The organism is Mesorhizobium sp. M0340 (assembly GCF_040321535.1).
Taxonomy (GTDB): domain Bacteria; phylum Pseudomonadota; class Alphaproteobacteria; order Rhizobiales; family Rhizobiaceae; genus Mesorhizobium.
In genome coordinates, this window is the sequence record NZ_JAMYRR010000001.1 from 362,296 (window position 1) to 374,712 (window position 12,417).

Annotated in this window: 12 protein-coding genes, 1 other RNA gene and 1 pseudogene; 7 read left to right on the forward strand and 7 right to left on the reverse strand. The window is 61.2% G+C overall.

All coding sequences use genetic code 11. The features are described from left to right. Positions 1-10: 10 nt before the first annotated feature. Positions 11-448, reverse strand: coding sequence for a MarR family winged helix-turn-helix transcriptional regulator (locus NKI79_RS01825; RefSeq protein ID WP_352799564.1), 438 nt, complete (start codon positions 446-448; stop codon positions 11-13). Positions 449-601: 153 nt separating this feature from the next. Here NKI79_RS01825 and NKI79_RS01830 point away from each other — a divergent pair, with 153 nt between their 5' ends. Continuing rightward, positions 602-2,395, forward strand: a complete 1,794-nt coding sequence (locus tag NKI79_RS01830; protein ID WP_352799566.1) for a chloride channel protein — start codon at positions 602-604, stop codon at positions 2,393-2,395. 3 nt (positions 2,396-2,398) lie between these two features. Here NKI79_RS01830 and NKI79_RS01835 read toward each other — a convergent pair whose 3' ends face one another. The 4 genes from NKI79_RS01835 to NKI79_RS01850 all read right to left on the reverse strand — a co-directional run bounded on the left by NKI79_RS01835 (position 2,399) and on the right by NKI79_RS01850 (position 4,216). Continuing rightward, positions 2,399-2,620, reverse strand: a complete 222-nt coding sequence (locus NKI79_RS01835) for a ribbon-helix-helix domain-containing protein (protein WP_254818946.1) — start codon at positions 2,618-2,620, stop codon at positions 2,399-2,401. A 19-nt stretch (positions 2,621-2,639) separates the two neighbouring features. Continuing rightward, positions 2,640-2,843, reverse strand: coding sequence for a DUF4169 family protein (locus tag NKI79_RS01840; protein WP_352739953.1), 204 nt, complete (start codon positions 2,841-2,843; stop codon positions 2,640-2,642). A gap of 18 nt (positions 2,844-2,861) precedes the next feature. Further along, positions 2,862-3,398, reverse strand: coding sequence for an SspB family protein (locus tag NKI79_RS01845; protein ID WP_254818944.1), 537 nt, complete (start codon positions 3,396-3,398; stop codon positions 2,862-2,864). Positions 3,399-3,532: 134 nt separating this feature from the next. Then, complete coding sequence (locus NKI79_RS01850; protein WP_352799567.1) at positions 3,533-4,216, reverse strand: TetR/AcrR family transcriptional regulator; 684 nt, start codon at positions 4,214-4,216, stop codon at positions 3,533-3,535. A gap of 167 nt (positions 4,217-4,383) precedes the next feature. On the opposite strand from NKI79_RS01850, the gene NKI79_RS01855 reads away from it, so the two are divergent. Together NKI79_RS01855 and NKI79_RS01860 are read left to right on the forward strand one after the other, a co-directional pair. Then, entirely contained in the window at positions 4,384-5,589 is a 1,206-nt protein-coding gene (locus tag NKI79_RS01855; protein WP_023676705.1) for a multidrug effflux MFS transporter, read from the forward strand. A gap of 101 nt (positions 5,590-5,690) precedes the next feature. Continuing rightward, positions 5,691-6,506, forward strand: a pseudogene (locus NKI79_RS01860) (LysR family transcriptional regulator); the annotation flags it as partial. A gap of 72 nt (positions 6,507-6,578) precedes the next feature. On the opposite strand, the gene NKI79_RS01865 reads toward NKI79_RS01860, so the two are convergent. Continuing rightward, complete coding sequence (locus NKI79_RS01865) at positions 6,579-7,319, reverse strand: SDR family oxidoreductase (RefSeq protein WP_352799568.1); 741 nt, start codon at positions 7,317-7,319, stop codon at positions 6,579-6,581. A gap of 442 nt (positions 7,320-7,761) precedes the next feature. Here NKI79_RS01865 and NKI79_RS01870 point away from each other — a divergent pair, with 442 nt between their 5' ends. Next, the gene (locus tag NKI79_RS01870) at positions 7,762-9,522 is read left to right on the forward strand and encodes an acetolactate synthase 3 large subunit (protein WP_502909781.1); all 1,761 of its coding nucleotides are present in this window, start codon (positions 7,762-7,764) and stop codon (positions 9,520-9,522) included. 81 nt (positions 9,523-9,603) lie between these two features. Here the strand turns inward: NKI79_RS01870 and ssrA are convergent. Then, positions 9,604-9,959, reverse strand: a transfer-messenger RNA (tmRNA) gene (gene ssrA / locus NKI79_RS01875). A gap of 161 nt (positions 9,960-10,120) precedes the next feature. Between ssrA and NKI79_RS01880 the strand changes: the two genes are divergently transcribed. The 3 genes from NKI79_RS01880 to modA all read left to right on the forward strand — a co-directional run bounded on the left by NKI79_RS01880 (position 10,121) and on the right by modA (position 12,406). Further along, positions 10,121-10,432, forward strand: a complete 312-nt coding sequence (locus NKI79_RS01880; RefSeq protein WP_254818940.1) for a DUF2853 family protein — start codon at positions 10,121-10,123, stop codon at positions 10,430-10,432. 113 nt (positions 10,433-10,545) lie between these two features. Beyond that, entirely contained in the window at positions 10,546-11,340 is a 795-nt protein-coding gene (locus NKI79_RS01885; RefSeq protein WP_352799571.1) for a thymidylate synthase, read from the forward strand. A gap of 274 nt (positions 11,341-11,614) precedes the next feature. After that, a complete protein-coding gene (gene modA, locus NKI79_RS01890; RefSeq protein WP_502909782.1) occupies positions 11,615-12,406 on the forward strand; it encodes a molybdate ABC transporter substrate-binding protein in 792 nt (263 codons plus the stop codon). The last annotated feature ends 11 nt before the right edge of the window (positions 12,407-12,417 follow it).

A 12,417-nucleotide genomic window follows, 5' to 3' on the forward strand; every position in this document is an offset into this window, starting at 1 on the left:
GGCGCATCCCTTATGTGTCGCGTCCAGCAAGCAAGCGCTTGAGCATCGGCTCGATCCGCCCGAGTTCGTCGAGATGAGCGGCTGACAGATCGGCGAGACTGTCGTCGGCGCGCTCGGTCAGCCGCAGCAGCACGCGGCGGTGGTCCTCCTCGTCGTAGTCCCTCGCGACGAGCCCGGCTTCGCAAAGACGGTTGACCAATTCCACGGCGCTGTGATGGCGGATGCGCAGGCGCTCCGCGAGGTCGCCAATGGTCACCGGCCCTCCGCCGGGAAACCCTTTGATTGCAAGCAGGGCCTGATGCTGGCGTGGTGTCAGGCCGGCTTCCTGCGCCTGGATCTGGCTGAATTCGAGAAAGCGGCGGATCAGGTAACGAAATTCGGACAGCCTTTGGTAGTCGGCCGGTCCGATCGCTGCGCCGCGCTTTTGTGGCTTCGAAGTGTCTGCCATCGATTCCTTTCCGACAAAGCCGCAAACGGCCTTGAACATTTATATCGTGTTACGATACAGAGCGAACCAACATGGCTCGTGGCTGCCATCTTCGGTGGCACGGTCGGCGACGCATCCGCAAGTCGGCACGCCGCCAGAAAACAAGGTTTGCAAATGAAATCCGATCACACCAACCCCGGCCATCTGCGCGATTTTACCACCGATGCCCGGGTGCTGCTCATTGCCGGCATAGCGGTGGTGGTTGCGACGGCAGGGTTGTTTGCCGGCATTGCCCTTTTGAAGCTGATCCGGCTTGCCACGAACATCGCCTATTTTGGCCAGTTCACGCTCGCCGACCTGAAACTGCAGGATACGCCGCTTGGCTATGCCTCGGTATTTGTTCCGGTCATCGGGGCATTGATCATCGGTGTGATGGCTCGCTTCGGAAGCGAAAAGATTCGCGGCCATGGCATTCCCGAAGCCATCGAGGCGATCCTGCTCGGACGCTCGCGGCTCGACGCCAAGGTGGCGATCCTGAAGCCGTTGTCGTCGGCAGTCTCGATCGGCACCGGTGGGCCATTCGGCGCGGAAGGGCCTATCATCATGACCGGCGGCGCCATTGGTTCGCTGATCGCGCAGATGCTGCCGGTCAGCGACAATGAACGCAAGACGCTCCTGGTGGCGGGTGCGGCGGCCGGCATGACCACCGTGTTCGGAACACCGATCGCTGCCATCATGCTTGCGGTGGAATTGCTGCTCTTCGAATGGACGCCGCGCAGCTTCATTCCCGTAGCGGTCGCTGCCATCATTGCCGAGGTCGAGCGCACCATGCTGCATCTGCCGGGGCCGATCTTCCCGTTTCAGGGCGGCATGGAGGTTTCATTTCCCGGCCTTGCCGGCTGGGTGCTGGTCGGCATGGCAGCCGGGCTGCTATCGGGGTTGCTGACCCAGATGGTCTATGCCTGCGAGGACGGTTTCCAGAAGCTGCCCATCCACTGGATGTGGTGGCCGATGCTCGGCGGCCTGGTGGTCGGCATTGGCGGGCTGATCGAGCCGCGGGCGCTCGGCGTCGGCTATGACAATATCGCCGACATGCTGGATGGCCGCACGATAGCGACCGCTGCGCTCACCCTGTTGGTGGTGAAGGCGATCATCTGGTCGGTCGCACTCGGCTCGGGAACGTCGGGAGGTGTGCTGGCGCCGCTGCTGATCATGGGCGGGGCGATGGGCGCGGTCCTCGCCGGCTTCCTGCCGGCCGCCGATCCGGGCTTCTGGGCGCTGCTGGCGATGGCGGCGACGATGGGCGGCACCATGCGTGCGCCGCTGACCGCCACCTTTTTTGCGGTCGAACTGACCGGCAACACCCATGTCCTGGTGCCGCTGATCGCGGCAACTGCCACTGCGCATGCGGTGACCGTGCTGTTGATGAAGCGTTCGATCCTCACCGAAAAAATCGCACGGCGAGGGCATCACATGGTTCGCGAATACCGTGTCGATCCGTTCGCCCTGACCAGGGTGCGCGAGGTGATGACCAGCGAGGTCGAGAGTGTGCCGGCGACAATGACGCTACACGGCGCGGCAGCGTTCCTGACGGCGCCCGAGACACGGCATCCGAGCTTTCCGGTCGTCGATGAAGAGGGCCACGTGCTCGGCGTCATCGACCCGCCGGCGATCCTGCACTGGAGACGCGCCGGCAAGCACCGCACGACGACGCTTGGCGAACTGCTGGCCGGCAGCAAGGTCACGCTGGCCTATCCGGATGAGTATCTCGAGGGCCTCTCCGACAAGCTGCTGATGGCGAACGTGTCCCATTTGCCGGTCGTCACGCGAGAAAATGCCCGGCTGGTGGGCTATGTCGGCTGGAAGGACCTGATGCGCGTCAGATCGAAGGAACAGGCCGAAGAACGCGACCGCTCGGCTTTGCTGGGCTTCCGTATCCGGCGCAGGAAACAGGATAGCGTTGCCTGAAGGCTAAAACTTGCCGCGCTTGGCCCAATCCAGCACATAGAGCCTGAGCGCCGAGGAGAGGTTCGCATCGCGCGGGCGGCTCTCGTCGATTTCGGCGACAAGCGCGGCGAGCGTCAGTTTTCGCACGGCCGCAATAGCGATCAGGTCGTCGTAAAAAGGCTTTTCGAGCGAATAGCTGGTGCGGTGGCCGCGAATCGTGACCGAGCGCTTTTCGACCGGGCTCACGCGACGATCCTATTCACATTCAAGCATCGGATTTGTCCGAATCGCCCGATTTTTCGCGGCGATGGCCGGCGACGAATTTATCGGCCTTGTCGGCGATCAGGCGGTCGCGATCCCGGCTGGTTTTGGAACGGCCATGCAGCGCCCGGTTCTGCTCGGCCAGGCGCTCCTTCTCGGTTCGCGCCTTCTGCTTGCGTGCCTGACGGAGATTGACGATCTCGGCCATCTCACGCCGCCCGTCGGGTCATTTCTTGCGGAAGGCGTCGAGCGACACCACGTCGGCGCCCTTGGCACCGGCGTCGGCCGCGGCAGGCTTCTTTTCCACCTCAGCGTTTTTCTTCTTCGTCTCAGGCTTTTTCTCGGCGACGATGGCCAGCGGCTCGGGAGCAGGCTTGGCCTTTGTCTCCTGTTCCGCCGGGGTATCGGTCTTGACGTCGAATTCGAGCTCGAAGTTGACGGATGGATCGTAAAAGCCGCGCACTGCCGAGAACGGGATTTCCAGTTTCTCCGGCACGTCGGAAAACGACAGCCCTACTTCGAAGCCGGTGTCGCTCACCTTCAGGTCCCAATACTGGAACTGGATGACGATGGTCATCTGTTCGGGATAGCGCTCGCGCAGCCGCGACGACACGCGCACGCCCGGCGCGCCGGTGAGAAAGGTGATGAAGAAGTGATGGTTGCCCGGGAGACCGGTGCGCGCGACCTCGGCCAGGACTTTGCGCATGACGCCGCGCAACGCCTCCTGGGCCAGAATGTCGTAGCGGATGTGGTCGTCGGCCATGTGGCTGTCGGGTTCCGTTGAATCGTCCTGATAGCTGTAATCAAGCTTGAGCGCGGCGTAAACCGGATATAGATCGCCTGCGTGCGGAAGCGAAGCCCATTGGCGACGATTTGATCGTCAAACGGCTTTGATCGTCAAGCGCTGGCGAGCGCGCCCTGTTTACGAGCCACAGGCTGCCGCTTGCCGAAGGCGCGCAGGAAGGTGCGCACACCATTTGTCGCCGACTGCACCACCTCGTCCTCGGTCGGTGTGCCGCCGAGCATGAACGTCGTCTGCAACTCGGCATTGGCAAGCGCCATGAACTGGCGCGCTGCGACATCGGGATCGTCGATATCAAGGAAGCCGGCATGAGCGAGGCGGGCGAAGCGGGCGGCGATCGCCGGCCATGTCCTGCCCGGTCCTTCTTCGCGCCATTCGGCGAACAACTCGGGATAGCGCCCGCCCTCGGTCTGGATCAGCTTGCGCAGGAATTTGCCGTCGCGGTTGCAGATGCAGTTGTGATTCATCCGCACAGCAAAGGCGATGAGGTCGGCCTCGAGATCCTTCGGCTGATCGGGAAAAGTGGAAATCGTGGCAAAGATGCCGGCGTTACAACGTTCGGTGAGGTCGCGGACGATGGCAACGAAGAGTTTTTCCTTGTCGCCGTGATGATTGTAGATGGTCTGGCGGGAGACGCCGGCCTCGGCGGCAATCATGTCGATATTGGCACCGGCGAAGCTTTCGCGGCAGAAGACCGAGGTGGCGGCATCGACAATCGACATCCGCTTGGCCTCATGGCCCCGTGGCGGGAAAATGTCAGGAGAAACGTTGGCCTTCATGCAAAACTATATAGCGGTGGTTGACGAATTAGACAAGCCTGTCTAAATTTGTGGACTGCACGAAGGGAGTTTCGTTCCGCAGAAGAGTCGGAACTCCACGGGATGGGACGTCCTAGGGTTACGCGCCGGTCCTCGGCGGCAACCAGAATTCGAAAGAGCCTGCTATCATGAACGCCAAATTCCTCCGCATTGCGGTCGTGCTCGGCCTATTGTCCGCGATCGGCCCGTTTGCCATCGACATGTATCTTCCGGCCCTGCCGTCAATCGGCGAGGATCTGCATGCCGGCACTGCCGCGGTGCAGATGAGCCTGCTGATCTTCTTTCTTTCCATGGGCTTCGGCCAGATCGTCGTCGGACCGATCTCCGACATGGTCGGCCGCAAGCTGCCGCTCTACGGCGGCCTGGCGCTGTTCATGGTCGGCGGCGTCGGCTCGGCGCTGGCTCCCTCGATCGAATGGCTGATCGCCTTCCGTTTCCTGCAAGGGCTCGGCGCCAGCGCCGGCATGGCCGTGCCGCGCGCGATCGTTCGCGACCTGCATACCGGCACCGAGGCCGCCAAGTTGATGTCGCTGCTGATGCTGGTGTTTTCGGTGTCGCCGATCCTGGCGCCGCTGACCGGTAGCCAGATCATCGAGAACTTCGGCTGGCGCGCCGTGTTCTGGACGGTGACGGGCGCGGCCGTGCTCGCCACCATCCTGCTGGCGACCTCTCTCAAGGAGACGCGGCCGGTCGAAGAGCGCGCCGGTTCGTCCTTCGGGACGGCACTTTCCGGCTACCGCTTCCTGATGGGCGACCGCAACTTCCTTGGCCTGACGGCCATCGCCGGCTTCGGCATTGCGAGCTTCTTCGTCTATCTGTCGAGCTCGTCCTTCATCCTGATCGACCATTATGGCCTGTCGCCTTCGGTTTACAGCGTGTTCTTCTCGATCAATGCGGTTGCCTTCATCGGCATGTCGCAGCTGACCGGGTTGCTATCGGAGCGGTTCGGGCTGCAGCGCGTGGTGCGCGTCGCGGTGACCGGCTATGCGACAACGATGGTGGTGCTGTTCGCGGTGATGGCATCGGGTGTCGACCGGCTCGACGTAATGGCGGCGCTGCTGTTCATCGGCTACGGCTTTCTCGGCCTAGTCATCCCGACAACGTCGGTGCTGGCCATGGAAGAGCATGGCGAGATCGCCGGCACCGCTTCGGCGCTGATGGGCACGCTGCACTTCGCCATCGGCGCGGTCGCCATGGGCGTCGCCGGCGTGTTTTTCGACGGCACGCCGCTGCCGATGGTGGCGGGCATCACGCTGTGCGCGGCGATCTCCTTCACACTGGCCAAGATAACACTCGGCCGCAGCCGGGACGTTGCGGAAGCGCCGGCGGAATAAGCTTCACCTGTCGAGACAAAAAGGCCGGGCGATGTTCCCGGCCTTTTCACGTTTGCGGTCCCGGTTCAAAGCAGCCTATGCCTATACGACGGGTTCAAGACATGCAGCTTAGACATCTCAAGACCTTCGTGGCGGTCGCCACCACCTTGAACATCACGCGCGCCTCCGAGCGGGTTCATCTTGCCCAATCGAGCGTGACCGAACAGATCCAGGCGCTGGAAGCCGATCTGGGCACGTCGCTGTTCGACAGGTCACGGCGTGGCTTGAAGCTGACGGCGGCAGGACAGCGCCTGCTGGACCACGCAAACGATCTCCTCGACCTTGCGGACGAAGCCCGTTCCGCTGTCGCCGACGCGAGCGGTACGGTTGCCGGTCGCCTGACGGTCGGCGGCCTGGAGACGCTTTGCTCGACACGCTTGCCGGCTTTGCTGGGGGAATTCCATCGGCGCCATCCCGATGTGGAACTGGACCTCAGGGCGAACGATAGCAGTGGGTTGCGTGCCGGCGTGACAAGCGGGGCGCTGGACGTATCGTTCCATTTCGGAGCCGTCCCGGCGGCGGCGCCGGAGCTGCGAAGCGAGCAGATAGCCGAGGAAGAGCTCGTCGTCATAATGCCGGCAAATCACCGGTTGGCCGGATATACTGCCATAACATCCGACGACCTGGCTGACGAGGCCTTCCTCGTCACCCAGCCCGGTTGCGTCTATAGGCGGATGTTCGACGAAACGTTTGCGGCAACATTGCCTGACCGTCCAAAACTCGTCGGCGAGTTCGCCAGCATGGGTGCGATACGGGGCCTTGTTGCAGCCGGTCTTGGATGCGCGCTGGTTCCTCGTCTCGTGGCTTCCGCGGCCGACGCCAATATCGTCGTGTTGCCTTGGGTCGGAAGCAGCCCGGTGACGCCGGTCACCATGGTATGGCGCCACCGGCGCATTCAAGCGCCGGTACTGCGGCTGTTCCTCGCAATGGTTCGCGAAATTTGGCCATTGCTAGACCAGCCGCTGGCCACCATCGACATGAAGCACCGTTCCGGTGATGAACCCGTTATGCATCAGGGACGTGATGGCGTGGGCAATGTCGGCTGCCTGCCCGATCCTGCCGACGAGCAGGCGCTTTGCCATGCCATCCAGCGCAGCCGTCTTTCCGCTGCCGGCGACGGCATCCCAAATCAGCGTGTCGACCCAGCCCGGCGAGACGACGTTGACGCGGATCGGCGCCAGTTCGACGGCAAGCGCGTAGGCGAGTGAGCCAAGGGCCCCATTAACGGCTGCCACCACCGAGCCTTTCGCCGCCGGACGATAGGCGGCGATGCCCGAGGTCAGCGTGATCGATCCCCTGGGCGTCAGACGAGGCGCGCCATGCTTGGCAAGAAGAAGCGGTCCGATGACCTTGGAATCCATCACTTTCCGCGCCAACGAGATGTCCATCTCGGGAAGCAATACATAGACGCGGGTGACGTCGGCGGCGGTCGAGACGATGTGGTCGAGCGTACCGACATCCTGGAACAGGCGTCGGACCTCGTCCTCACTTGTGACGTCGGCTGCGATCGTCCTCAGCCTTTCCGGGTGAGGCAAGCGCTGCCGTGCGGCCGACAACCGGTCCTGGGAGCGGCCGACGATCGTAACCTCAGCGCCGGCGGCAAGCCGCTGTTCGGCCAGCGACAGCCCCATGCCGGAACTGCCGCCAACGATCAGGATGCGTTCGTGTTTTGGTGTGGTTTCCTGGTTCATCTTGTCTCCATCAGGTAGCTCGCCGGGCATGACCACACGCGGCGAGAAACTGAGGCCTTGTCCCGCAAAGGCATGAGAGAAGGGAAACGGGAAGATACGAATGCTGCCATCGGAGGTTCCGATGATGGGAAGCCCTTGGGCTTTCGCCTCAGCGTGAGACGCCTCAGCCCGAGACGTTGACGATGCGCGATTTTCTGTGTAGCAGCGATCATCATGAAAATCGCAACGGTTCTTGCAGTGGTAGGAAAGCGCACGGGCAGGATGGTGTAACCATCCGGCGACAGCCACCCGTGCGCGACAAACAGGCTCCTGACGGGGCCTTTTTTTATGCCCGAAATTCCTCTTACGCCCGAATTCGGCGATGCCCCGTCAACCCATCCTCATCACGCTACGGGACAGAACCATGACAGGCGATAATTCCATTCGGCATACGAGCAACCGCATGACAGGAGCGGAGATCGTTCTCCGCGCACTCAAAGACAATGGTGTGGAGCATATTTTCGGCTATCCCGGCGCGGCCATATTGCCGATCTATGACGAGATATTCCAGCAGGACGACATCAAGCATATCCTTGTGCGCCACGAACAGGGCGCCGGCCATGCCGCCGAGGGTTATGCCCGGTCCACGGGCAAGGTCGGCGTGATGCTGGTCACGTCAGGCCCAGGCACGACAAATGCCGTGACGCCCCTGCAGGACGCACTGATGGATTCAGTGCCGATCGTCTGTCTGTCCGGACAAGTGCCGACAACATTGATCGGCTCCGATGCGTTTCAGGAATGTGACACGATTGGCATCACGCGATCCTGCACCAAGCACAACTCTTTGGTCAAAGACGTCAATGACCTGGCGTCAGCGATCCACAGGGCATTCCACATCGCCCGGTCGGGGCGACCGGGCCCTGTTCTCGTCGACATGCCGAAGGACGTTCTGTTTGCGTCCGGAATGTACACGCCGCCTTCGGACGTTGTCGCGCTGAAGAACTATCAACCGAAGCTGCAGGGCGATATCGGCAAGATCGGCCAGGCGATAGAATTGATGGCCAATGCCAGCCGACCCGTTATTTATACCGGCGGCGGCATCGTCAATTCCGGCCCGGAAGCATCCAGGTTGCTCCGGGAGTTGGTTCAACTGACCGACTTTCCGGTCACCTCGACGCTGATGGGCCTTGGAGCTTACCCCGCCTCCGGCAAGAACTGGCTCAAGATGGTCGGTCTGCATGGTTCCTATGAGGCGAACATGGCGATGCACGATTGCGACGTCATGATCTGTGTCGGCGCGCGCTTCGATGACCGCGTGACCTCGCGTGTGGACGCTTTTTCGCCCAACTCCAGCAAGATCCATATCGACATAGATCCGTCCTCGATCAACAAGAACGTCCACGTCGATATCGGCATACAAGGCGATGTCGGCAATGTTCTGGATGACATGGTTCGTCTATGGCGCGCATTGCCTCAGAAACCGGATGGAGGCCGTCTCCAGGACTGGTGGAGAAGGATCGCCGGCTGGCGCGCACGCAATTCATTCTCCTATGAGATGAACAAGGATGTGATCATGCCGCAATACGCGGTGGAGCGTCTCTACGCGCTGACGAAGGATCGCGACACATACATTACCACTGAAGTGGGCCAGCATCAGATGTGGGCGGCCCAATTCTACGGCTTGGAAAAGCCGAACCGCTGGATGAGTTCGGGCGGCCTCGGGACGATGGGCTACGGCCTGCCGGCGGCGCTGGGCGTGCAGATCGCACATCCAGACAGCCTTGTCATCGATATTGCCGGCGACGCATCGGTTCAAATGACCATGAAAGAGATGTCGACGGCAGTCCAGTACGACGCACCGATCAAGATCTTCATTTTGAACAACGGATATATGGGCATGGTTCGCCAGTGGCAGCAAATTCTTCACGGCAACCGCCTCGCGCATTCCGATTCCGAGGCCTTGCCCGATTTTGTCAAATTGGCCGAGGCGTTCGGAGCGGTCGGCCTGCGCTGCGACAAACCAGCCGACCTTGACGATGCGATACAGGAGATGATCGATGTGGGCCGGCCGGTGCTCCTTGACTGTCGTGTTGCCAAGCTCGCCAATTGTTTTCCGATGATCCGGACGGGCAGGGGGCACAATGAAATGCTGTTGCCCGACGACGCGGCCACAGGTGAAACATTCGCCGGTGCGATCGATGCGGTCAGCCAGCGATTGGTATAAGCGCCGCGGCGCCTTGGGTCTGTCAGGGCGCATAAAAAAGCCGCCGGCCGACCTGCAGCTGCGCCTATCAAAAAAGGGAGAAATGGAGGTTTCTGTTGCCAGGTACCTCCGAACCCCGCCTAGAAGTGCGAACCACTAGGGCTTGAATTGAAGCTATCGCACCGCTTACGCGGCGAGACGCGCTTCCGCATAGTTGTCGTTGGCAACTATAAGTTTAGCCCGATAACGGTGGTACAATGCCGGGCAAAAGTACGATCTTTACACCTTCGTCGATCCTATTTCGCCCCCAGCAAAAGCCGCTCCTGAGCAGCGGTTTTTGGTGGAGGCGCCGGGTACCGCCCCCGGGTCCGAACGGCTTATTTCATCGCCTGTTTATCGCCATAGTCGGTCGAGCCGACGAAGCGAATATAGGGACTGGCGGTGGAAAATGAAAGGCCGGAATGCCACTTTCGTCGGTGCCAAAGTGGATCGCGAAGGGTTGACTTGCAGCCGGTCTCAACCGAAGCTTTGTGGCGGTGAGGAGACCTAGCGCATACTTGCGGCAGCGCGCCACAATCCTCATCAACCGGATCCCGTGGCGCCGACGAGGGGAAATTCGATGGCCGATTATCTTGCAGACGTAAAGAAATATGATGCGGCGGCGGATGCCGACGCGGTCGCCAAGATCGTCAAACATCTGGGCATCGCGCTCAGGAACCGCGATTCCTCGCTGGTGTCCTGCACCGACCCGGAGGAACTGAAGCGCGTCAGGAACAGCTGGGTCGCCGGCAAGCTCGGCGTCACCGACGGCGCCAAGGCAGATGCGGCTATCGAAAAGGCCTGCAAGGCGATGGCGGCCGACAACAGCAAGAGCCGGGTGACGTTCTATTACCTTGTCGCCAGGGATCTGGGCATGCTCGGCTCGCTCTGAGCAACCTCGCCGCTGATGCTGGTGAGGCTTCTGCTGGAATCGTCTCGCTTTGCTGTGTTCGGCCGACGGTCATTCGGCTATGATGGCTGACAACCCGAATCGGACCGGAGCCGATGCGCCAGTATCTCGACCTTCTGAAGCATGTGCTGGAAAACGGCGCTGATCGCGGCGACCGTACCGGCACCGGAACGCGCTCGGTATTCGGCTACCAGATGCGCTTCGACCTGGCCCGCGGCTTTCCGGTCACCACCACCAAGAAGCTGCACCTGAAGTCGATTGTCCACGAGCTTTTGTGGTTCCTGGCCGGCGACACCAACATCAAATATCTCAACGATCACGGCGTCTCGATCTGGGATGAGTGGGCCGACGAGAACGGCGATCTTGGCCCGGTCTATGGCAAACAGTGGCGGTCGTGGCCGGACGGCCATGGCGGCGCCATCGACCAGATTGCGAATCTTCTGAAGGAGATACGCGAAAATCCTAATTCGCGGCGGCTGATCGTTTCGGCGTGGAACCCGGCCGAGGTGGAGGCCATGGCGTTGCCGCCCTGCCACTGCCTGTTCCAGTTCTATGTTTCGGAAGGCAAGCTTTCCTGCCAACTCTACCAGCGTTCGGGCGATATTTTTCTCGGTGTGCCGTTCAACATTGCTTCCTATGCGTTGCTGACGCTGATGGTGGCGCAGGTGACCGGATTGAAACCCGGCGATTTCATCCACACGCTCGGCGATGCGCATCTTTACTCGAACCATTTCGAGCAGGCGCGCGAGCAATTGCGGCGCACGCCCAAGGCGTTGCCGACGCTATGGATAAACCCCGAGGTGAAGGATCTCTTTGCTTTCCGCTTCGAGGATTTCCGGCTCGACAACTATTTCGCCGACGCGACGATCAAGGCACCGATCGCGGTCTAGCACCATAGCTGACCGTCCATATCGAAATTGCCTACTGCGGCTACGCCCTTGGGCGTTGTCAGCATTCAACTTGATCGGCCGACGTCGGCCTGACGCACTCCCTGGTCGCTGTTTTTATGCAAATATTTCCTTCGGCCTCGATACCGCTGTATCCAACGAAGATTATCGCAGGCCAGCAAAACCTCAGCCCAGAAGACCATCGCCGGTAAAGAACCTTTCCTTGTTATGTTCACATGGATATATCGATAGACGGCTTCGGAACGAGGAGAGTTTCATGCTGACGCGCAAGGGTTCGACGACGATTGCCAAAGTCGGTCTCGCCGCCATGCTGATGGTCGTGGTGCCGGCGGCCTATGCCGATGACAAGGTGGTCGTGTTTGCCGCGGCGAGCCTCAAGGAAGGGCTCGACGCCATCAACAAGGCTTGCGAGGCCGACGTCGGCGAGGTGGCAACCATTTCCTACGCGGCGAGCTCGGCGCTGGCCAGGCAGATCGAAAGCGGCGCGCCGGCAGACGTGTTCATCTCGGCCGATCTCGACTGGATGAAATATCTTTCCGACAGGAAGCTGACCAAGCCCGAAACCGAAATGAAACTGCTCGGTAACCAGATCGTGCTGGTTGCGCCGCGGGATTCCAAGGTCGAGACCAGGATTGAAAAGGGGTTCGCTCTTGCCGGGCTCGTCGGTGACGGCAAACTTGCCATGGGCGATGTCAAGGCGGTGCCGGCCGGCAAATACGGCAAGGCAGCCCTCGAATCGCTCGGTGTCTGGTCTTCCGTCGAAGGCAAGGTGGCGCAGGCCGAGAATGTCCGCGCCGCTCTAAAACTGGTATCGACCGGCGAGGCAGCACTCGGCATCGTCTACGCCACGGATGCGCATGCGGAGCCTGGCGTGAAGGTGGTCGGCACTTTCCCCGCGGCTACCCATCCGCCGATCATCTATCCAGTCGCCCAGCTTGCGGATTCGAAGGGCAAGGATATCCCGGCATTCCTAAAATGCCTGCAATCCGCCAAGGCTGGCGAACTCTTCAAGGCGCAAGGTTTTACCGTGCTCGCGCCGAACAATTAGGGCAACGCGCT

What these genes read in the sequence shown, in the direction of transcription:
- NKI79_RS01825 (WP_352799564.1), bottom strand. Translation starts at nt 448, where the DNA reads ATGGCAGACACTTCGAAGCCACAAAAGCGCGGCGCAGCGATCGGACCG.
- NKI79_RS01830 (WP_352799566.1), top strand. Translation starts at nt 602, where the DNA reads ATGAAATCCGATCACACCAACCCCGGCCATCTGCGCGATTTTACCACC.
- NKI79_RS01840 (WP_352739953.1), bottom strand. Translation starts at nt 2,843, where the DNA reads ATGGCCGAGATCGTCAATCTCCGTCAGGCACGCAAGCAGAAGGCGCGA.
- NKI79_RS01845 (WP_254818944.1), bottom strand. Translation starts at nt 3,398, where the DNA reads ATGGCCGACGACCACATCCGCTACGACATTCTGGCCCAGGAGGCGTTG.
- NKI79_RS01850 (WP_352799567.1), bottom strand. Translation starts at nt 4,216, where the DNA reads ATGAAGGCCAACGTTTCTCCTGACATTTTCCCGCCACGGGGCCATGAG.
- NKI79_RS01855 (WP_023676705.1), top strand. Translation starts at nt 4,384, where the DNA reads ATGAACGCCAAATTCCTCCGCATTGCGGTCGTGCTCGGCCTATTGTCC.
- NKI79_RS01865 (WP_352799568.1), bottom strand. Translation starts at nt 7,319, where the DNA reads ATGAACCAGGAAACCACACCAAAACACGAACGCATCCTGATCGTTGGC.
- NKI79_RS01870 (WP_502909781.1), top strand. Translation starts at nt 7,762, where the DNA reads ATGACAGGAGCGGAGATCGTTCTCCGCGCACTCAAAGACAATGGTGTG.
- NKI79_RS01880 (WP_254818940.1), top strand. Translation starts at nt 10,121, where the DNA reads ATGGCCGATTATCTTGCAGACGTAAAGAAATATGATGCGGCGGCGGAT.
- NKI79_RS01885 (WP_352799571.1), top strand. Translation starts at nt 10,546, where the DNA reads ATGCGCCAGTATCTCGACCTTCTGAAGCATGTGCTGGAAAACGGCGCT.
- modA (WP_502909782.1), top strand. Translation starts at nt 11,615, where the DNA reads ATGCTGACGCGCAAGGGTTCGACGACGATTGCCAAAGTCGGTCTCGCC.